Origin of the sequence: Oxynema aestuarii AP17 (assembly GCF_012295525.1) — a bacterium.
Classification (GTDB): domain Bacteria; phylum Cyanobacteriota; class Cyanobacteriia; order Cyanobacteriales; family Laspinemataceae; genus Oxynema; species Oxynema aestuarii.
The window spans coordinates 2416141-2437634 of record NZ_CP051167.1 but is presented as its reverse complement, the minus strand read 5'-3'; the positions used below and the strand labels follow the sequence as shown (position 1 = coordinate 2437634).

The window sequence follows — 21494 nt, the reverse complement described above, 5'->3', positions numbered from 1 at the left end:
CCTAACCCCCCTTCGCTCCCCTTTCAAAGGGGGGTTAGGAGGATCGAGCAAAGTCCCCCTTTTTAAGGGGGATTTAGGGGGATCTAAATGTCTTGCATAGCAGAGCAAAATCCTGTACGTACAATCTTCGAGACATTTTTTGAAAATGACTCAAATCATGCCAATAATGGCCCACTGTCGTTGTTTTGCGATCGCAATGTAGCTTTCCTGAAATTATGCTTGGCCTGCTGACAAGAATGCAGGCAATTTTTTTGATTTGTTAAAAGCCCTATTTGTCTGAGTTTATAACACGAACTCGGCGATCGGTCAATTGTTAAGATTGACTTGAAGCAGCGATCTTTGGTGGTTCTTTTAACGATTCAAGGGAAAAATAGCGATCGCCCCCTCTCAAAATAGGGTTTTTCCCCTCGCGATCGCCTCAAAACCCCTTTAAACTTAAGATTTTTTGATATAAAGTTACAAAATTCGGCGACTTTTTCAGCGCTATTCGAGATCGGATCGCCCGCCAATAATAAGGCGGGCATTTTGCCCGCCAAAGAGAAATAGTGACGATCGCTACCAACAGAGTATTAATCCGCCATTCGATCCTTACGCCGGAACTTCCACCTTTTGCGACCCGGCCAAATTAAAAGCAGCGTGGACGACTTGCAAGGCTTGGGGGCCGAGGTCGCGATCGACCACGCAGCTAATTTTAATTTCCGAAGTCGTAATCATTTGAATGTTGATCTGATGGGCCGAAAGTGCCTCGAACATCCGCGCCGCCACCCCGGGATGGTGTTCCATTCCCGAACCGACGACGCTGACTTTGGCGATCGCCTCGTCTACGACGATTTCGCCACACCCGAGTTCGCGAACGAGGGGGGTCAAGGTTTCCCGGGCGTCCTTGGCGTCATTCTCATTAACCGTAAAGGCAATATCGCGGGTCGGAATACCGTTGACGATGCGACAGCGTTGGGACTGAATGATCGTATCGACGCTGATATTTTTCTCGGCGAGCAGTCCGAACAGTTTCGCCGCCATCCCGGGACGGTCCGGAACGTGGCGGATGGCGAGTCGCGCTTGGTTGCGATCGAGGGCCACCCCACGCACCGGGGGGAGTTCGGCGGTAGATAACCTCGGCGCGACCGGGGCGGTTTCGGCGGCGGGAAGTGACGAACAACTGACCTCAAAAGTATCGCACAAAGTGGCGATCGCGCGATCGCCATCTTTGACGTCGATCGCGCAACTGACTTTGACTTCAGAGGTTGAAATCATCTGTAAGTTAATTCCCGCTTTAGCGAGGGCGGCGAACATTTCCGCCGCAACCCCCGGACGCCCGATCATCCCGGCCCCGGCGATACTAATTTTAGCGATATCCCCTTGAACGAAGACTTCCGCTTCTTCCGGCGCCGCACTCGGGTGCGATCTCAGGGTCGGGGCGATCGCCTCCGCCACCGCCTGCGCTTGATTGAGAAAACGCCGATTCACGGTAAACGCAATATCGTTCGTATTGCCTTCGTGAATCGACTGCACGATCAAATCCACATCTAAATCTTGCCGACCGATTTCGCCGAACAAACTGGCAGCGACCCCGGGACGATCCGGAACCCGCAACAGCGCCACCTTTGCCTGATCGCTGTCAAATTCGACCCCATCGACCGGATGAACCAGTTCTAAACCTTGTAACGGACGGCTTTGGGGAACTCCCGAGACCACCCGCGTCCCCGGATCGTCCGTCCAACTGGAACGCACCACCAACATCACCCCGTAATTGCGGGCAATTTCCACCGCGCGCGGGTGGAGGACCTTGGCGCCCAAGCTGGCGAGTTCGAGCATTTCGTCGCAGGTGATCTCTTCCATCAACTGGGCGTCGGGAACCAAGCGCGGGTCGGCGGTTAAAATCCCGGGAACGTCGGTATAAATTTCGCAGCGATCGGCTTGGAGGGCTGCCGCGAGGGCGACCGCCGAGGTATCGGAACCGCCGCGCCCGAGGGTGGTAATTTCCAAGCTTTGCCGACTGGCGATCCCTTGGAATCCAGCAACGACGACGACTTTTCCGGCGTCGAGTTGTTCTTCGAGTCGTTGAGTTTCGATTTGCAAGATCCGCGCCCGGGTATGTTCGGCTTCCGTGACAATTCCGACTTGAGCGCCTGTCATCGAGATTGCAGGCTGACCCAGTTCCTGCACGGCCATGCTCAACAGGGCGATCGAAACTTGTTCCCCCGTGGACAGTAACATATCCATTTCTCGCCGGGACGGGTTGGCGGAAATGTCTTTGGCTAATTTAACTAACCCGTCGGTGGTTTTTCCCATTGCGGAAACGACCACCACCACGGAGTTTCCCGCTTTCACTGTATTGACAACGCGCTGGGCGACGGCTTGAATGCGTTCGACCGACCCAACGGAGGTGCCACCGTATTTCTGGACTATTAGCGCCATAACTCTTAACCCACTTTCGCTTCGGAAGATCGCCGCGAGCGTTTGTCAGGGAAAACGGGTCGCGGAGGTACCGGAGCTATTAAACATCAATCTAAAACAAATTAACAGAACCGACGGCTCGGGAACCGTTTGATTTTGGAATTTGTTCGAGAGTGAAGGGGGAAGGCAAGAGGCGGAGCATCAAATGACAGATGGTTGCCATCAGGTTACCCCAACGCTTTCGACAGTCTATGGTGCTTTGTAGGGGTTTGGTGACCAAACCCCTACTTTATAAACAGTCGCTCAAATCAAAATACGGGAGTTTGAATTTTTTCTGCGGAAGTAATCACGCAGAAGCGACAGATCGAACCGAGAAATTCGACCAGTTTGTAATTGGCGACGAACATATAGCGATCGCGCCGCCAGATCCGCGAGTTAGGATCGCGCGACCAACGATAGCCGGGATAACTGTACTGCCACAGTTGGCGATCGCGTTCCAAGCGTCCGATTAATTGACTTAAAACATCGTCGTCCCAGAGGGCGGTAATTTCTTTACCGACCATTTCTCCCGCAGCTCGATTGTTCGATTGGAGAGCCGATTGGTTAGCAAATAAAACTTTTTGATCGAACATTTGGGTGATGTAAACGGGATCGCGATCGCGATACAACTCGTTTAAATCTAAATCTAAATCGGCTAATTCGGCGCTAGAAATCGAATGATTCACATTACTCGAACTCATAAAATTGTCACTGACTAATTTTTCAGGACTGAGCCGAGGGATAAAAGGTTGCCCGTTGCAGAGAATTTCCAACTTAGGGAGAAACCCGAGTTTGAGAGTTTCCTTAACCCCGTAAATTGCAAAAGCAATCGAATTGGACATTCTCAGCAAGCGAGCGGCTCCCGCTTTACTGGGACAGTCGAACTGGATCGTTTTGGCGTCGGAATCCAAGCCGATCCGGGTACTTGTCAGGGATTCTTGAATTTCGCAACTGACAAATTGACACAACACTTTAAACAGTAAGGAATCCGAACTGTTTTGAAATGTTTTTTCGAGACTCGATTCGCTATTTTCTCCATGAAAGCCCAACATTTTGCACCCCTCAAATGAAGCTTTTTTGACAAATACGGTGTACTTGTACGTCGCCAAACCGACTCGATCGATCGTGTTTAAACTCCCGTCGGGACGGTGACCGGGACGATCGCTCATTTTCTTTTCGATTAGGGATCGACCCGGTTCGATCCCCCAACGGTTAACTAACAGTGATGGTAGTGGTGTTTGTGTTTTTCTACAGTCTCGCCTTCGGCGTGGGGTTCCGGAGAATCCTGGTTAGACGAGTCTGGAGCATGGCCCGATCGCGTTCCGTTTCCGTCGAGCAAGGCGACTAATTCTTCGTGATCGTAAAGATTGCCATCGCTTTTCTTAAGAAAAACACCAATCCAGAGCAGTTCTCGGTTATTGGGCAAGAGCTGACCGCGAACAACTTGAGCGGTTCGTTTGGGATCTAATCCCGCTTCTCGCCCTTCTTTTAAAAGCATTTCCTCGAATTTTTCGTAACTCAACCCTTCGCTAATTCGGTAGTTTTCCATTAACAGGTAAAACGGGTTGTTTTGATAGCGTCGAGTTTCGAGTAAGCCGAGGGTTTGCAACTTAGTAAAAATGCGATCGCGCAGGTGGTTGTCCACTTGCACCATCTGTTCGAGGGAGAGGCGATCGAGTAAACTCTGTACGGTTTCGACGATCGCTTCCGGGTTCTCGGCGCCGATGGCCTCCGTTCGATCTGGGGGGGAATCTAGAGCAGGATTGACTTTGACTCTACCAGCACTCGTCCCCCGTTTCGCCTCGGATGCATTCGGGTTTAAAGCCGCCAGCCACTCGGTCACATCTTTTAACACTTGGAGCGATTCCCCCCACGATAGGGTTTGCAACCACGCTCGAAATTTGGCCAGGGTCACAATCGGTCTCGCTCTCGGTTGCATTCCCGTTTGCGCGGCGCCTTCGATGAGGTCGTTGAGTTCGTAATCGCCCCGTAAGTAGCGGTCGAGACTCTCCGCGTCAAAACCGGACAACTCGCACAACTGCGGTAGGAGTTTGAGCCACATCGGTTCGCTGGGAAAAGCGCGGGCCGTTTCCCAAGCGCTATACGTCGGCAATTTGATGCTCAAACGAGCGGCAAACTGTTTGACGCCATCGTTCGCCCGGATGTACTTGAGTAATTGGGCAAATCTCTGTCTTTTTTCTTCTGATACCACTTTCTCGATCGTCCTCAACGGTTTGTAAATCGGCTTGAGTGCCCGTGCAGGCAAGCTGATGGGTCAAGATGCACCTTGAGAACGATCCTACTTCCCAGCCAACGGTGCAGCAGCCTTGCAGTGGCGAGTCTTGCAACGGTGACCGATCCGGTTGCTGGACGTGCGGACAATGCCGGGGTTGGGAAATGCGGATCGCCAAATCTTCATCCCAAAGGATGCGATGGTGAATTGACACTTCTCCCAAATCAGTGTACTTTACCCTTATAACATACAAATTACAGATTATGTTGTTTGTATGTTATGGGGGGCGAACCCCCGATCGCGCTGTCTGCGACTCCGATCGCGACAGTCACGCACTCAGCCCCCCACGGATAGGGAGATCGCAACAGTTCGGCTTTGGGTAAGCACGATCGTGTATCGTGTCCTGTTCCCTTTCTAGTGAATTGCTTTACTGAATTAATGTTTGTTGAAACTGCAATCCCCGCTTTTCAACGACGGTTTTAAACCGATCGTTGGCAACGGTGAGATCGGCGTTTCATCCTTTGCCTCGCTCTCTTTTAAAGAAAGAGAAAATTGCGAGTTGTTCGTGCAAAGGAAAATTTTGTCATGGGCGATCGCCCAGTTGACTAGAGACAAAATCTTCAATCTTTAAATTGGGTGCAATGGATCGTATCAATCTGAGTGAGTCTCTCGAAAAAATTCGATGGAACGGCAAACCCACCTGTCCCTATTGTGGGTCGGATAACTCGACTCCCTTAAAAAATGAAAACCGCTATCATTGCAATCAGTGTTTTACCTCCTACAGCGTAACTGTTGGTACGTTATTTCATAAAACACATATTGAATTATCTAAATGGTTTCGAGCCATCAATCTTGTCCTTAACTCGCCCACAAACATTAGCGTGCGGCAGCTTGCACGAGAAATAGAAGTGAATAAAAACACGGCATCGTCGATGATAGCGCGCATTCGCAAAGCGGCGATCGAAGAGCGAGAATTCCTTTACTCTCTCCTCGAAATTGACCTTCAAATGATTGGCGCGCAATACGAAGAACAACAGTAAAACTAAGTCGTTCTCTCCCTCATTCCAGAGGCGATCGCCTTCCAGTGCTGGCCGGATCTTTCCCTCAACCTCTACCCAGAGATAGATGACAAAAGATGATAATAGATGAGCTGTCCTAGTTAGCGGTAGTGACGCTCGGGATCGAGCTGCATACAATCAAAAAAAAGCATCAAATCCTCTAAAGATTCACGCGATCGCCCCCACGTTAAAAACACCTTCCCGGTCAGCAAGGAAAAGATCTAATGAGCATTTCTCTCGTCAACGTTGCCAAATACTATCAAGGCGAGCCGCATCAACAAAAAGCGGTCCAACGACTCGAAGAACTCATCAAGCAACACCGTCCCGAGTTGCTCTCCGAACAGAGCGAATTTTTAAAACTCTGGCGCAAACCGAGTCAACCGAGTACGGTTCGCCTCAACGTTCCTTACCTGAGCCAACTCGACAACGTCAACAACCCGCACGGGTCGTGTAACGTCACCAGCGTGTCGATGTGTATGGGATACTTCGGCCATCCCTTACGCAACCCCAACACGGGAGAACAACTCGAAGACGAACTTTACCGCTTCATGCTCGATCACGGCTTGTCGCGGCATTCTCCCCACGACCTGCAAAAAGTCCTCAAACTCTACGGTTACGAAGACGATTTTCGTCCCGATGCCAAATGGGATGACGTCAAAAAATGGCTCGAAGGGGGGAATCCGTGTATTTCTCACGGCTGGTTCACGCGATCGGGTCACATCGTTACCCTGATCGGTTACAACGAAAAAGGGTGGCTCGTCAACGATCCTTATGGGGAATGGTCTTCCTCCGGCTACGACACCAGCCGTAGCGGCGCGGGGTTGACTTATACTTACGCGATGATGAAAAACGTTTGCGGTCCCGACGGCGATAACTGGGTTCACTTCGTCTCCGGCGGTAAAAACGTGAAAACCGCTTCGAGCAAACCCAGCGCGACCGCATCGTACTCCTCGAATCCGGCGAAATCGACGATCAAACTGCAAGATGTTTACAGCAGTGGCAAAGCGGTTTCCCTCAAAGAACTCGGCCAACACGAAGCGCTGGTGATGCAGATTCAAGTTCGCCTGCGGACCTTGCGCCTGCTCGCCGGAGAAGCTGACGGCAAGTTCGGACCGATTACCCAATCGGCGATCGAACGCTTTGCCGAAGCCTTCAAATGCCCCGCCGATCCCATCGGTTCCGACTTGGCCAAACAATTAATACAAGCGAAAGACGTTCCCGGCTTCGATCCGGCGAGCCAAATTATCACCCCCGAACTGACGGCGCAAATCCTCAATTGTCCGCTCAGTGACGCTCAAACTTACCTTCCGGGAGTTCTCAACGGACTCCAAGGCAAAGGGATTCTCAACAAACCCACCGTCATTGCCGCCTTGGCGACGATTGGGGTCGAAACTGCAGGGTTCCGACCGATTAACGAATGGGGTGGGGACGATTATTTTTATCAAATGTACGAAGGGCGATCGGATTTGGGCAACACCCAACCCGGCGACGGCGTGCGCTATCACGGACGGGGTTTTATCCAAATTACGGGTCGCGCCAACTACCGTCACTACGGCCAAAAATTGGGTGTTCCTTTGGAAGACAATCCCGAATTAGCGTTAGATCCCGATGTCGGCGCCAAAATTCTCGTCGAGTATTTCTGGGAACGAGAAGTCGATCGCCGCGCGATGGAAGGCGATTGGAAAGGGGTACGTCGTGCGGTCAATGGCGGTCTCAACGGTTGGGATCACTTCTGGCCCGTGGTGCAGGAATTACAAAGTGCGATTCCCTAACTCGCACGATCGCATCGACTCCCTAGGGCGGGCCACTCGCCCGCTTCAGCACCAGGCATGGAGGGGCGGTTCGCGAACTGCCCCCAACAACCGGGCGAACCATTTAGATTTTGAGGATTGAGATCGTGAGTATTTCTCTGGTTAACGTTTTCCAATATTACGAAGATGCATCCCACCAGGCCGAAGCGCTGCAATACCTTCAGCAAGAACTCGAACGCAGCCATCCCGAATTGTTGAGCAACAATTCGGAGTTTATCGAGATTTGGAGAAATCCCGAACCGGATTTATCGCTCAATTCCATTGACACCTCGGGCAATGGGGCGGCGGTGGCGACTGCCGTAACGCCAGCCCCGGCAGCGACGGCGACGCGCACGGCGACGGCGACGGTGGTGGAAACGAAGCCGAAAACGGTTCACCTGCCCGTTCCCTATTTAACCCAATTGGATAACGTCAATAACCCGCACGGGTCGTGTAACGTGACTTGCGTGGCGATGTGTTTGGGGTATTTCAACCATCCGTTGAAGAATTCTTACGGGAAACAACTCGAAGATGAGTTGTACGAATATTGCTTGAATAATGGCTTGTCGCGCCACTCGCCCACGGATTTGCAGAAGTTAATTCAAATTTACGGCTACAAGGATGATTTCCAGCCGGATGCGAAGTGGGGGGATGTCAAGAAGTGGCTGGATGCGGGCAATCCGTGTATTTCTCACGGGTGGTTCACGCGATCGGGTCATATCATTGCGATCGTCGGCTACAACGAGAAAGGTTGGATCGTCAACGATCCTTACGGGGAGTGGTTCTCCTGGGGATATGACACCACGGTAAGTGGCAAAGGCTTGACTTATTCTTACGGGATGATGAAAAAGTTGTGCGGTCCCGATGGCGACAACTGGATTCACTTCGTCTCAAAATAACGCCCGAGATCGCTCCAAAAGTCGGCAAGGGAGTGCCCGCATCTCCCTTGCGACTGGCCAGCCTCGCGAATGACGCCATTTCATGGAGTGCGATCGCCCCGGCGTCGCCTTTCGTCTCTTCGATATTGACCGAACGCGCCTACAGTTATCTCTATGCTTGAAGCTTTTATTTCCTATTGCCGACGCGATAAAGAGTTTGTCGCCCAACTGTACGAAGCCTTCAAAAAGGAAAATCGGGAAGTTTGGGTAGACTGGGACGGCATCCCCAAAACGGCAGACTGGCGACGAGAAATTTTTGAAGGGATCGAAGCCGCCAATAATTTTATTTTTATCATCAGTCCCGAGTCGATTGCTTCGCCCTATTGTTTGGAAGAAGTCGAACACGCGCTTCAAAATAACAAGCGCTTGATTCCGGTGGTGTGGCAAATGGCTCCCGATACCGAAGTCCATCCGGAATTAGCCCGACTCAATTGGATTTTTGCTCGCGAAACCGATAACTTTTCTAATGCCTTTGAGGAACTCTTAGAGGCGATGGATACGGATCTCGGTCATGTCAAAACTCATACGCGCTTGCAACAACGGGCTCTGGAGTGGGAGCACAAAAAAGATGCCAGTTTTCTCCTGCGCGGTAACGACCTCAAGGAGGCAGAACAATGGCTTTCTGAAGGTGGCGCCAAAGACCCAAAACCGACGGCCTTGCATACCCAATACGTGATTGCCAGCAGTCAGGCGAAAGTCAAGCAACAAGGATTTGCGATTGGGGCGATCGGATTCGGCTTGGCGGTCACCTTAGTTTTAGCCGTCGTCGCCAAAGGACAGCACCGCATGGCGGTTCACCAGCGCAATTTGGCTCAAAAACGAGAAATTACCGCCTTGAGTGCTTTATCGCGCGCCAGCTTGCTGACGGATAACCAATTAGAAGCACTGGTTTCTAGTGTCAAGGCCGCCAAACAAGCGAGGGACGTGTCCTCTATCAGCCCGGAAATCACCCAAGATGCCGAGATTGCCTTGCGCGAAGCGGTTTACGGGGTTCAAGAACGCAATCGCCTCGAAGGTCACGGGGATACGGTCAACGGGGTTAGTTTCTCGACGAACGGAGAACTCCTCGTGTCGGCGAGTGATGACGGGACGGTCAAACTCTGGAAGCGCGACGGAACGTTAGTGCTGACGTTGGAGCATCCGGATACGGTGCGCCGTGCGATTTTTGCGCCGGACGGCCAGACGATCGCCACGGCTTGTACGGACAAAACGGTTAAGCTGTGGAAGTTGGACGGGACTTTAATGAGTAGCTTTGAATTGAGCGATCGCGCCCGGGCGGTCGCCTTTTCTCCCGATGGTGAAACCCTGGCAACGGGCAGTGAAAATGGGGTTCTCACTTTGTGGAAGCTCGACGGTACCCCGATGAAAACCCTCAAAGCTCACTCACAACAAATTAACGACATCAAATTTTCTCCAGACGGAAACACGATTGCTTCGGCGAGTAGCGATCGCCTGATTCACCTGTGGAGCAAAGACGGCGAATTGATAAAAACCCTACGTGGACACGGCGATCGCGTTTGGGAAATTGATTTCGCCCCCGACGGAAAAACCCTCGTCAGTGCCAGTTCGGACAACACCCTCAAACTCTGGAACGTCGAAGAGGGAACCGAAATCAAAACCCTCGAAGCTCACGTCAACTGGGTCAGAAGCGTCGCTTTCTCCCCCAACGGCAAACTGATCGTCTCCGCCGCCGAAGACGATACGGTCAAACTCTGGAGTCACGAAGGCACGTTGCTCAAAACTTTTCGTGGCAATAGTGGCGGCGTCAAGAACGTCCGCTTTTCTCCCGATGGCGAGTCGATTGCGTCCGCCAGTGGCGATACGACGATCAAACTGCGGAGTTTGGAAGGCAGCGTCATCGAAATTCTGCAAGGTCACCTCTCGGGAATTAAAGGAGTGCGCTTTACTCCCGACGGCGAGTATATTGCCTCGGTCGGGACGGACAACACCCTGCGACTGTGGAAGCGAGACGGGACAGTCCTGCTCGAAACCTTGCGCTATCAAGCGGGACTGCGTAACGTCAATTTCACCCCCGACAGCAAGTTCATGCTGACCGCCAGTTACGACAATACGTTACAACTGTGGGATTTTGCCGCCACCCTCTCCGGTCGTCAAAAGGAACCGTCAGCAGTTTTTAAAGGGCATACCTCCACGGTCAAAAACTTGAGTATTGCTCCCGATGGCAATTTGGTCGCTTCGGCGAGTGCGGACGGGACAGTAAAAATTTGGTCGATTGACGGTCAACTGCTCCATTCCATAGACGCTCACGATCGCGAAGCGACTGACGTGGTGTTTTCTCCCGACGGTCAACTGCTCGCGTCTGCGGGGGGCGATTTACTGATTAAAATCTGGAATCTGGACGGGGAGTTACTGCAAACTCTTGAAGGTCATAAGAACTGGATTAATGCCCTCGGTTTCAGTCCCGACGGTCAACTGCTCGCCAGCGCCAGTGGGGACAAGACGATTATTTTGTGGAAACGTCAGGGAACCCGTGCCTTTGAAACTAAGCCTTATAAGGTGCTAGAAGGTCACAGCGATTGGGTTTGGGACGTGACCTTTTCGCCGGACGGTCAGAAAATTGCCTCGGCGGGGAAAGACAACACGGTGCGCTTGTGGACCCGCGAAGGGGAAGAGATTACCCCCCTGCGCGGTCATACCAATTGGGTGCGGGCCGTGGCGTTCAGTCCGGAAGGCGAACACCTCGCCAGTGGGAGTGCGGATAAAACAATCGTGTTGTGGGATCTCGACAGTCTGCCGACGGTGGAAGGGGGCGATCGCCAAACGAATACGGAAACTCTGTTAGTGCAAGGATGTAGTTTGTTGGGAGACTATCTCAAGACGAATATTAAACTGAGCGACAGCGATCGGCAAATTTGCGATCCTTATATGACTCCCGAGGAGGTCAAGTTGGTCGAAGATCGTTAAATTTGGGGTCACTTCACAAAAGCTGCAAGCAGCGATCGCGGCGATGCTCTCTCACGAGCCGCTTCGCGATCGCCTCTTTTTTGCGCGTTATATTTTTGGGCGTTATAGAAGGGACAGGACAATGCGGTGTCCCTTCAGGAATTTGGCGACTTTCCAATGCTTCCTCTTAGGCGATCGCGTGGCAACTCCCAACCCGGTGCGATCGGCCAACGACAATCCCCTAGATCCTCCACGGCGTCGGAAGATCTAGGGGATCCCTACTTGCTTTCTGTTTCTCTGGGAATTCGATGGCGCGAATCAGAACAGTCCTACTACGATCGCATCGATCGCGAACGCGCCGCGTTCTCTAAATCGTGCCAGAGATCGTCATCGTCTTGCGGGTGAGACTCCCGTGAGGAACCCGAGGAATGTGGCTCTCGTGCGGGACGCCGTGCCACTTGTTCCAACTCTTCCCATTGTTCCCGAGCCATCGGTCTGCCGGGAGGTCGAGCCACATTCGCCGGGGCGGGTTCGCTGTCTACGGGCAGTTCCGGTGACACGGGAGCGGGTCGCGGGTCGCGTCGTCCCCACTGGGCGCGGCGATCGCCTGCCAATACCGGGTCTTCGGCCAATAGTGGGTCTTCGCGATCGACGATCTGACGAACGGGGGTGCGATCGGCCTCGGGGGTGACGGGTTCTTCCAAGAGCGGATCGGCTCGATCCACCATCGGCATCGGTCTTCCCGGCGGCATTTCCGGCGGCATTTCTTCCGGCACTCTTCCCGACTGCATCCTCTCGCGGCGTCCCTCCCTCTCTTCCCAAGCGCCGCGATTCTCCTGGGGAGACGCTGCGCGAACGCCTAGCGACTCCAGAGAAGTATCGGGTTCGACGCGCTCTTCGGACCAGCGCCCCGGACCTCGGGCAAACGGTTCGTCGGGCAGTTCGCCCCAGGGCGATTCGATTTCCGGTTGCGTTCGCGCAGCGTCTCGGTCGGAGTATCGCGCGGGTGTCGGCTCGGCATAAGTCGGCATACCCACCGTCCCCGCATTGCCCATATTGGGAGCGGGAACCCCCGCCAAACCCGGTGCAGGTAAATATTGTCCCTGTCTCGATTGGCCTTTTTCTTCTTCGTCTTGGGCTTTCTGCTTGGCCATTTCGACGATCGCCTCTACGTCGGATTTAATATAGTTTTCAATCCGACCCGAAAACATTGCATAAGCGTCTTTGTAGTCTGTATACTTATGATACGGACCGCTCAACTGTAAAAAATACCAGCCTTCACTTTTTAACGATTCCGCCGTTTGTCGGTATTGGGTCGATTTCTCCCCATAATGGAAATATTCGTCGATCGCCGCACTCACCGCCACCACTTGGCTCAACCCAAAGGTAAACCAACCGATATAGCGACCGATTTTACTATCGTTGAAATTCAAGCTGACCAAAGCCGGAATCACGACACCCCCGACAATCGTCGTCAAGCGCAATCGTAAAGACCACTGGCGCGTTTTATCCGCTTTCCCTTCCAACCACAAAACCTGATCGAGCCACCGGGATTTCATAAACCGCTTTTCTAATTCCGGCAATTCCAGTTGGTCGATCAGGTCGCTAAATTCTTGTTTTAAGTAATCCCGATATGAATTCTTTTTGGCCATCGATTCGCTCTGAATAATTGAGAAGGACTTATCGAGGAATTTCGAGGGTCTAAAGTCGAATGACTCGATTTTCTATTCGATTTTTGGTTGAATTGTTGTTTCGGCCAGCAAATACGTCGAACCTGCCCCATCTTATTGACTTCTGCGGCAAACGTCACTACCGCTAACTAGGACAGGGAACATGAAATCATCGGCGATCGCTGCCAAAATCTCCCTACAAATTAACCCGGGCGTGGGAATTCGAGCTCGCTGTTCACCTCAGCCAGCCCGAATCACAGACCCTTCCCAATCGATCGATCCTCACAATGAGGCGTTCGCGAAGTGGCTCATGAGAGAGCATTGCCGTTCTCAATTCGCTCAAACCGCATCCGGGAACGAATCTGCTAGGGTTCGAGTCAAGATTTCAGCAATGTTCTCCGGTCCCGACTTCAAATCGATCGCGGTCACTGCCCCAGTTTCGACCAAAAGTTTACCGCGCACGTCCGTCGCTTCACCGCGTAACGCACCCGCAATTTTATCCGCAGTGCGACCGCTTCCCGATAGCACGATAATCGATCGCCCGGAAATCGCACTCCAGGCGACATCTTGCCAAGTAATTTCGCCGCCGTTGATCGCGATCGTCACCGACGGCGCACCGTCCGCTAAAACCTTGGCAACGTAAGACAGCCAGGGCGATTCGTCTCCCCAAGATTGTCCGGGGACGAAGACAAAATGAGTATGATTCGGCTCTAGAGGGGCCGCGTCTTCCTTACTTTGTTTCTCATTCGGCAAAACGACGGTGCCGACGGCGGCTACTCCCACCAGGGGGAAGGTTCCATTAATTTGCGATCGCGCCTGACCGATACAGCGCATCACCCCCGCATCGGTCGCCCCATCGACGACAGTCGCGCCCAAGCGTTCGGCGACCGGAGCGATCGCCCGGAGAAAAATCTCTTCCAATCGTGCCATATCTTCCGCCTCGATCTTACTCGCTCCACCGACGATCGCGAGTACCGGACGAGAACCGCATAGTTCGATCGAACTCAAATTATCTGGGAGTTCCAAATAATTCGTGCAGAAGACGACTTCCGGTCTAACCGCATGACAAGGACGAAATTGACGGTGCTTATTCATTTCAACATTAATAATCTATCGAGTAAAAAATCCCCCGCACGGCGAAGGACGTAGGGCGATCGAGCCGACATGAGAAAATCGGCAACGGGGCGAGGGTAACTTCAACTATGCCATTTTTGGGGACCAATGCAAACGCACTCACCGGTCAAGTTTTAGAGTTTGAAATTGAGTTTTTCCCGCCAACTACGATCGGGCTTCGAGCTTGAAAGCATTTGGTATTGAAGCCATCGGCTCTGACGATCGCCCCATTTCCTGCCCCTCAATTGTTGCAATTCTTAGTAAAAATCCGGCGATCGCGCCACTTTTCCACAACTGTAAAGTTTTATCACTCGGCGGTTGTTTCTTCCACTCTCATCCGACGGCGATCGTCGCCTGTTTTACACTTAAACTATATATATTGTTTTGATATTATCTCAAACCTCCAGGTGATAGACGCGAGTATTATACAAAATGAGTCGATCTCCCGGGGCAAGCGATCGCCGACGACTCACGGCGTCAACTTTCCCGAAAAAACGCTACCCTAAACATAGAAATTTACGGGAAATAGAGCCTAAAATTCATCTTGGCAATGAAAAATATTCTTCTTTAATAAATTATCCCGACCGCGATAAAATTTTGATGTTTTTCAAAACGGAAATTATCTCAAACTTAAAATAGAGGTCTTTTCAAAAATGAGCATATTTGACGATCTAATTCCCGACGGTTTTTTTGACTTCCTCCCCGGAGTTGGCGATGACGAAAACGATCCGTCGCCAACGGATATCGCCGTAGCTGCCGCTCAATTTATTACCCTAGGTCCGACCGGATTTATTGTCAGCTCCGCCGTTTCCAATCTGATTGAAAATGTCGATTTATCGGCGATCGGTAACCGCTTCATCGATCGCGTTGACGAGGCAATCGACGACAACACGACGGCGATCGCCGCCCGCAATTTGTTTAACTCTGTTAAAACAGAAGTTACGAATTTTATCGACAATAACGAGATTCGCGATCGCTTTTCCCCAACTCCATTGCAAAATTTGATTGAAGATCGAATTATCGAAGATACTAACTTAGTCAGTCGCTTTCAACAACTGGTCGGTCGCGCCGCCGAAGGCGGTCAAATCGGTCGCTTTGTCGATGCAGACGATGCCGATAACTTAATCGAACTGACTGCAGACGATCGCCTCTGGGAAGGCGGATTGCGATCGCTCGCCGGAAACGATCGCGTCATCGGAACCGAAAACAACGATACCGCCAACGGCAATATGGGACAAGACACCCTCTTTGGCGGCGACGGCGACGATTACCTGCGCGGCGGTAAAGACAACGACTTACTCGAAGGCAGTAGCGGTAACGATATCCTCAACGGCAACTTAGGCGACGATACCTGTCGCGGTGGCTTGGGGGACGACGTCGTGCGCGGCGGTCAGGGAAATGACGTTCTGTTCGGCGATGAAGGTCGCGACGTGCTCGTCGGCGATCTCGGTTCCGACTTCCTCTTCGGCGGGGAAGACGCGGACGATTTTATCCTGCGCGGCGAAATTGCCGGAACCGATGCCACTACTGCCGATCGCGTCCTCGATTTTAACCCGGCTCAGGGCGATCGCCTCGGGTTGGGCGGAATCGCTGACTTGTCGGAAATCAGCGTCGGCGCGGTCGATGTCAACCAAGACGGAATCGGAGATACGGCGATTCTCGCCGGGGGCGATCGGGTGTTGGGCGTGGTTCTCGACGTTCAAGCTGCCGCCTTCAACGTCCGGGAATGGACCTTCCTCGCCAGTGAGGGGGATTTAACCTTAAATAGCATCGGGTAACCCGAAATCTTCAACGGCGAAGGGCGGATCGGCGCGATGCTCCATCAGGGTGCGATCGCCGCAAGCTTCAACCGATGTTATACGATCTTGGATGAATCCGGACGCGCAATACTCCTTTAGAGTCGCTTCTCGAACGCGCGTCCTGCCGTCCTCCCCGTAAGTTTTCAGTCATGGTTCTGATTCGCATCCTCCCGTCCTGGGCCATTCCCGAACGAGAAGTCACGCCCCCCTCGGTCTATTACAACCGCCGTCGTTTCCTCAAAGGGGCGATCGCCGCCGGAATTGGGGCCACCTTACTCCCCACCCTCGGCTGTCAAGATCGCTCGATTTCTTCGGCCAAACTCGCCTCTGGAACAAAACCGCTCGAAGCCTCGCCCAATCCTCAGTTTACCGATGCCGGACGCCCGCTTACTGCCGAGGCGATCGCCTCTCGCTACAACAACTTTTACGAGTTTGGCGGCACCAAATCGATTTGGCAAGCGGCCCAAGCATTACCCACGGAGAATTGGAAAGTAGAAGTCGGCGGTCTGGTCAAAAATCCGCGCACCTACGACCTCGACGACTTGCGCCGGAAATTCCCCCAAGAAGAACGCATCTACCGCTTTCGCTGCGTCGAAGCTTGGGCGATGGTCGTACCGTGGATCGGCTTTCCGATGCGATCGCTGCTCGCCGATGTCGAACCGACGGATCGAGCCAAGTTCGTTCGGTTTACTTCTTATTACGATTCTCAAGTCACCCCCGGTCCGGGGTTTCATCTGGGATCTTTACCGTGGCCCTATACCGAAGGCTTGCGAATCGAAGAAATGGCGAACGATCTGGCCTTTTTTGCCACTGGAATTTACGGTCATACCTTACCCAAACAACACGGCGCGCCGATTCGCATGGTGATTCCCTGGAAATACGGGTTTAAAGGCGCCAAATCGATTGTCAAAATCGAGTTTTTGGCCGAACGACCCGCCACCTTCTGGAATACTTTAGTGCCGAGCGAGTATGGTTTTGAAGCCAATGTCAACCCTAACAAACCCCATCCGCGCTGGTCGCAAGCGACGGAACGGATTGTCAGTGACGGTCCGGCGATTTCTTGGGAAAGACAGCCGACTTTACCGTATAACGGCTATGGCGAATCGGTTGCCGCGCTCTATACGGGGTAACCCGATCGAGCCTGGGGACGGGACTCTGGGGAAACTCGCCTCGTCCCAGCGCGTCTGGACTGTTTGGGGGAGCGATCGCCGAGCGTACTCGGTCGGAGAATGGCGCGATCGCCCCGCCACAGCAGCATCAAGCCACTATCTACAAGCAGATCCTGGAGGGGGCGATCGGGTCGCTTTCGGGGAGTGAAGGTTCAATTTGGGAGTCAATCTCATGGAAAACGATCGCCAAGAACAACGCCGCGCGAGCGAGAAAGCTTTTATTGATTCGCTCCATAAATTAGAAGAAACGTTTCAGTTGGTTGACGAAGTCTCCGAACCGAAGCCAGAAAAGATCGAACGGATTCCTAATTCTTCTTCTCCACGTTCCAATCCCTCATCCCCCCCTAAAACGTCGGGTTTCGACCTCGACGAACTGGCAGAAGCGGCGGAGGATATCGAACAGTTTATGAAGTCGAAGGAGTCCCAAGGCGAGGGGGACTGAAAGCACTCGCTCTGTGGGAGTTCAAGCTAAACTCTAAACTCTAACTCAACTCTCTCTGCCGTCGTACTTCGTAAAGGATGGTGGCGGCGGCGATCGCCACATTCAACGATTCCACTCCCGCATTTAAAGGAATTCTGACGGATTTATCAGCAAGTTTTAACAAATCGGCGGATAAGCCCGATCCCTCGTTCCCTAAGAGAATGGCCGTGGGAGGGCGATAGTCGATGTCCCAATAAGTCATCGGCGCCGTTCCCTCGGTGGCAATGACTTGTACCTGTTGCTGTTGCCACTGGCGCACTGAGGCGGGCAGATCCTCGCAAACGGCGAGGGGAAGGCGGAACCACTGTCCGGCGGAGGCGCGCAAGACTTTGGGATGGTCGAGATCGACGCTATCGGCGCTGACGCACAATCCCTCGGCGCCCGCCGCCGCCGCCGTGCGAATCATGGTTCCCAAATTCCCGGGATCTTGAATGGTCTCGAGAACTAACCAAAACCCGCTTGCGCTAAAGGAGATCGCCGCATCTTGGCGGCGGTTGGCGCTGGCGACGACCCCGTCGGGATGAACGGTAGTGGCGATTTTTGTTAATACATTTAAACTGACAGACTCGGCGCGATCGCTCAATTGGCAAGCGCGATCCCACAGTTCGGGATGGGCGGCTTGCCATTCGGGGGTAGCGCAGACGACAGTGAGGGGATAGTTGGCGTGACAGGCTTCTTCGAGCAGGTGGGTACCTTCGAGCAGAAATTGCCCTTGTTTGCGCCGTTCTTTGGCGGCGTGCAGTTTGGACATCTGCTTGACGACAGGATTTTGAAGACTGGTAAGCATGAGGGAGGAAGCGAGGCAAAAAAATAAGGAGCAAGCGAGGACGGACACTTCGGCGTGGGGCCGACGGGCGATCGCCTCGTTACTCCTTGGGGATGCGGAACCCGGGACTTGAACCCGGAAGTCTTTGCAGACACTAGAACCTGAATCTAGCGCGTCTACCAATTCCGCCAGTTCCGCGCGGCAGTTATGCACTCCGATTTACTATCGTCACTCAACAACGAGCAGATGTCAAGCCCCCAGAGCAAAAAACTTTTGAACCGGGGCAATCTCCGCCAATTTGACAATGGGAACGATCGCGGTCGCTACCGTTGTTTCGAGGAGCGATCGCGGCTCAAACCTTTGCTAAAACTCAATTGAGGCGATCGGGAAACAGAGAAAAATAAGTCAAGGGCGATCGGGCCATTTCTTAAAACGAGATCGCGGCGGCGGTGGAGAAAGGAGGGGGAGAGGTTTGAGTAAAAATTCCCTCGCCAGGGAGTTGCGATCGCCCTAGGAGGTAATGTACTGTTCGGGGTTTAAGGCAGTAAAAACCTGCCCGATGATTCTCCGGAAACTTATTTGAAATCAGGGGCAAATTTTCTAGGTATAAATCTGGACATATAAAATCTTTCCGGTAGAATCAGAACCAAATTGAAAGCTGTACAAGTACCCATTCCCTTTGGAGGATAGACCTATTACTGCCTCTGTTGGTTCGCTCAACGGTCAAGCCATGCCAGAAGCAGAAACATCCGTTCTGCAAATTACTGGTCGCTCTTCTTTAAACGGTCACGTCCGCATTAGTGGGGCCAAAAATGCCGCCTTAGTGGTCATGGCAGGTGCGCTGCTGTGTCCGGAACATTGCCGCTTGCGCAATGTCCCGTCCCTGGCGGATGTCGATCGCATGATTCAGATCCTGCGGATCTTCGGTCTCAAGATCGAGCGTCACGACGATATTTTAGAAATCGACACCACCAAGATCGCCACGAATCAGGCTCCTTACGAGCTCGTCAGCCAGTTACGGGCGAGCTTCTTCGCCATCGGCCCGTTGTTGGCGCGCTTGGGAGAAGCCCACGTCCCCTTACCGGGAGGATGCGCGATCGGAGCTAGACCCGTAGACCTGCACGTGCGCGGCTTGCAAGCCCTCGGCGCCCACGTCCAAATCGATCGCGGCATGGTTCGCGCTTACATTCCCGGAGCCAAACGCCGCCTGCAAGGCGCCAAAATCTATCTCGATTATCCCAGTGTCGGGGCCACCGAAACCCTGATGATGGCGGCCACCCTCGCCGAAGGCGAAACCGTCCTCAAAAACGCCGCCCAAGAGCCGGAAGTCGTGGACTTGGCCAACTTCTGCAATGCGATGGGCGCCGAAATTACGGGAGCCGGAACGAACACGATCGTCATTCAAGGTAAACCGGAACTGCACTCCGTCGATTACAGTATTATCCCCGATCGCATCGAAGCCGGAACCTTTTTGGTCGCCGGAGCCATTACCTATTCAGAACTCCTGATCTCCCCGGTAGTTCCCGAACACCTGACGGCGGCGATCGCCAAATTAGAACAAATCGGCTCTCAAGTCATCGTCGAAGCCCCGGATTGCGTGCGGGTCGTTCCCGGCGAGGTGATTCGCAAAACCGATATCGAAACCTTGCCCTATCCCGGATTTCCCACAGACATGCAAGCGCAATTTATGACCTTGCTGACCTTGGCGAACGGCGATAGCACCATTTGCGAGACCGTCTTTGAAAATCGTCTGCGTCACGTCGCCGAACTCAAGCGCATGGGCGCCGACATTCGCGTCAAAGGCAATCAAGCCGTCGTGCGGGGCGTGCCTTATCTCTCCGGCGCCCCGGTGGTGGCCACCGACTTGCGCGCCTCGGCAGCGTTAGTGCTGGCGGGACTGGCGGCGGAAGGAACCACGACGATTCAAGGCTTGCACCACCTCGATCGCGGTTACGAAAACCTCGACCTCAAACTGCAAAAAGTCGGCGCTCGCATTCGTCGCCTGCGCGTCAGCGAAGACTCGTTACTGCCCGAAGCCAAAACCCCGTCATCCGCTCTAAAATAACGGGGTAAGGAGCGAGGGCGGCGATCGCCCAACCTCGCCCCAGACCGAATCCACCGTTGTCACGCATTAAACTGGCATGGCTTTTTCTAGACTTCCCCTGATCGGCCTCAAAGCAAATGACTTCCGTCATCCCTTAGATCGCGAGGCTACCGAAGCCCTCAAACAGTTGCCCGGACTCGATTTAATCGTGCGGCAATTACTCGGCTCGGTGGGGGAACAATTCTTTTACCTGGATAACATCGCCTCCAGTGTTTTGGTCGGCGATCGCCAGTTACCCGAGTTGTACCAATTATTAGTAGAAGCCTGCCAAGTTTTAGACCTCGAACTGCCGCAAATGTACGTGCGCCAACATCCGATCCCCAATGCGTACACCTTCGCCATGCGCGGCAAACAGCCCTTTTTGGTCTTGCATACCTCGTTAATCGAGCTGCTCGAACCTGCTGAAATCCAAGCCGTCATCGCCCACGAGTTGGGCCATCTCAAATGCGAACACGGGGTTTACTTAACCCTGGCCAATTTAATCGTCCTGGCGGCGGGACAGCTTTCTCCTTGGGGCGCCATTCTCGCCCAAGGATTGCAAAGCCAAATTTTAGAATGGCTCCGATGTGCCGAGTTTACCTGCGATCGCGCGGCTTTGCTCGCCACCCAAAATCCCCGGGTCGTCAGCTCCGTGCTGATGAAACTGGCCGGAGGATCCCCGAGTTTATCCCCCCACCTCAACTTAGATGCCTTCCTGGAACAGGCCCGGGCTTACGATAAAAGTAGCAGCACCGATCTCGGAATTTTATTGAAAGAAGCCCAAACCGGACAACTCACCCATCCCTTACCCGTCTTGCGCGCCCGCGAAATCGATCGCTGGTCGAGCAGCAAAGATTACGAATCTCTATTGCAAAAAAAAGGAAAAATGGGTTATGATGGTGAAACTGAAGTCACGGGCGAGTGGCGGAATTGGTAGACGCACCACACTCAAAATGTGGCGACTCCGGTCTTGCGAGTTCGAGTCTCGCCTCGCCCATGTTTTTCCATCCATTAGACCGAGAGGCCCCGTGCAATGGCTCGACAGCTCAAAAGC

Annotated in this window: 17 protein-coding genes and 2 tRNA genes; 12 read left to right on the top strand and 7 right to left on the bottom strand. The window is 53.1% G+C overall.

Features of this window, described 5'->3' with window-relative positions:
- Nucleotides 1-588: 588 nt before the first annotated feature.
- The 3 genes from HCG48_RS09900 to HCG48_RS09890 all read right to left on the bottom strand — a co-directional run bounded on the left by HCG48_RS09900 (nt 589) and on the right by HCG48_RS09890 (nt 4648).
- Nucleotides 589-2418: an aspartate kinase gene (locus HCG48_RS09900; RefSeq protein ID WP_168569013.1), complete on the bottom strand. Its 1830-nt coding sequence runs from the start codon at nt 2416-2418 to the stop codon at nt 589-591.
- A gap of 287 nt (nt 2419-2705) precedes the next feature.
- Entirely contained in the window at nt 2706-3605 is a 900-nt protein-coding gene (locus HCG48_RS09895) for a hypothetical protein (protein WP_246260010.1), read from the bottom strand.
- A gap of 47 nt (nt 3606-3652) precedes the next feature.
- Nucleotides 3653-4648: a helix-turn-helix domain-containing protein gene (locus HCG48_RS09890; protein WP_168569012.1), complete on the bottom strand. Its 996-nt coding sequence runs from the start codon at nt 4646-4648 to the stop codon at nt 3653-3655.
- Nucleotides 4649-5310: 662 nt separating this feature from the next.
- On the opposite strand from HCG48_RS09890, the gene HCG48_RS09885 reads away from it, so the two are divergent.
- The 5 genes from HCG48_RS09885 (at nt 5311) to HCG48_RS09870 (ending at nt 11380) form a co-directional block, all read left to right on the top strand.
- Entirely contained in the window at nt 5311-5709 is a 399-nt protein-coding gene (locus HCG48_RS09885) for a transposase (protein WP_168569011.1), read from the top strand.
- Between the two features lie 242 nt (nt 5710-5951).
- On the top strand, nt 5952-7499 hold the full coding sequence (locus HCG48_RS09880; protein WP_168569010.1) for a C39 family peptidase: 1548 nt from the start codon (nt 5952-5954) through the stop codon (nt 7497-7499).
- 125 nt (nt 7500-7624) lie between these two features.
- Nucleotides 7625-8416: a C39 family peptidase gene (locus HCG48_RS09875; protein ID WP_168569009.1), complete on the top strand. Its 792-nt coding sequence runs from the start codon at nt 7625-7627 to the stop codon at nt 8414-8416.
- 32 nt (nt 8417-8448) lie between these two features.
- Nucleotides 8449-8577, top strand: coding sequence for a hypothetical protein (locus HCG48_RS26455; RefSeq protein ID WP_281362103.1), 129 nt, complete (start codon nt 8449-8451; stop codon nt 8575-8577).
- The gene (locus tag HCG48_RS09870) at nt 8570-11380 is read left to right on the top strand and encodes a toll/interleukin-1 receptor domain-containing protein (RefSeq protein WP_168569008.1); all 2811 of its coding nucleotides are present in this window, start codon (nt 8570-8572) and stop codon (nt 11378-11380) included. The genes HCG48_RS26455 and HCG48_RS09870 overlap by 8 nt, the downstream gene beginning before the upstream one ends.
- Before the next feature lie 311 nt (nt 11381-11691).
- Here HCG48_RS09870 and HCG48_RS09865 read toward each other — a convergent pair whose 3' ends face one another.
- Together HCG48_RS09865 and HCG48_RS09860 are read right to left on the bottom strand one after the other, a co-directional pair.
- Nucleotides 11692-13011: a DUF4231 domain-containing protein gene (locus HCG48_RS09865; RefSeq protein ID WP_168569007.1), complete on the bottom strand. Its 1320-nt coding sequence runs from the start codon at nt 13009-13011 to the stop codon at nt 11692-11694.
- 357 nt (nt 13012-13368) lie between these two features.
- Entirely contained in the window at nt 13369-14124 is a 756-nt protein-coding gene (locus HCG48_RS09860) for a TRP family putative cation channel (protein WP_168569006.1), read from the bottom strand.
- A 218-nt stretch (nt 14125-14342) separates the two neighbouring features.
- Here HCG48_RS09860 and HCG48_RS09855 point away from each other — a divergent pair, with 218 nt between their 5' ends.
- The 4 genes from HCG48_RS09855 (at nt 14343) to HCG48_RS09840 (ending at nt 17552) form a co-directional block, all read left to right on the top strand.
- Nucleotides 14343-14648: a hypothetical protein gene (locus HCG48_RS09855; RefSeq protein WP_168569005.1), complete on the top strand. Its 306-nt coding sequence runs from the start codon at nt 14343-14345 to the stop codon at nt 14646-14648.
- A 147-nt stretch (nt 14649-14795) separates the two neighbouring features.
- Nucleotides 14796-15920: a calcium-binding protein gene (locus HCG48_RS09850; RefSeq protein WP_168569004.1), complete on the top strand. Its 1125-nt coding sequence runs from the start codon at nt 14796-14798 to the stop codon at nt 15918-15920.
- 170 nt (nt 15921-16090) lie between these two features.
- Nucleotides 16091-17071, top strand: coding sequence for a protein-methionine-sulfoxide reductase catalytic subunit MsrP (msrP, locus tag HCG48_RS09845; protein ID WP_168569003.1), 981 nt, complete (start codon nt 16091-16093; stop codon nt 17069-17071).
- Between the two features lie 211 nt (nt 17072-17282).
- Nucleotides 17283-17552 carry a hypothetical protein gene (locus HCG48_RS09840; protein ID WP_168569002.1) on the top strand — a complete coding sequence of 90 codons (270 nt, stop codon included), beginning with the start codon at nt 17283-17285 and terminating at the stop codon, nt 17550-17552.
- Between the two features lie 40 nt (nt 17553-17592).
- Here the strand turns inward: HCG48_RS09840 and HCG48_RS09835 are convergent, their stop codons facing one another.
- Nucleotides 17593-18378 carry a TrmH family RNA methyltransferase gene (locus tag HCG48_RS09835; RefSeq protein WP_168569001.1) on the bottom strand — a complete coding sequence of 262 codons (786 nt, stop codon included), beginning with the start codon at nt 18376-18378 and terminating at the stop codon, nt 17593-17595.
- A gap of 93 nt (nt 18379-18471) precedes the next feature.
- Nucleotides 18472-18555: transfer RNA gene (locus HCG48_RS09830), tRNA-Leu, on the bottom strand.
- 532 nt (nt 18556-19087) lie between these two features.
- On the opposite strand from HCG48_RS09830, the gene murA reads away from it, so the two are divergent.
- The 3 genes from murA to HCG48_RS09815 all read left to right on the top strand — a co-directional run bounded on the left by murA (nt 19088) and on the right by HCG48_RS09815 (nt 21437).
- Nucleotides 19088-20422, top strand: a complete 1335-nt coding sequence (gene murA / locus HCG48_RS09825) for a UDP-N-acetylglucosamine 1-carboxyvinyltransferase (RefSeq protein ID WP_168569000.1) — start codon at nt 19088-19090, stop codon at nt 20420-20422.
- 76 nt (nt 20423-20498) lie between these two features.
- Complete coding sequence (locus tag HCG48_RS09820) at nt 20499-21377, top strand: M48 family metallopeptidase (RefSeq protein WP_168568999.1); 879 nt, start codon at nt 20499-20501, stop codon at nt 21375-21377.
- Nucleotides 21356-21437, top strand: a tRNA-Leu gene (locus HCG48_RS09815). Before HCG48_RS09820 ends, HCG48_RS09815 begins: the two co-directional genes overlap by 22 nt.
- Nucleotides 21438-21494: the final 57 nt, after the last annotated feature.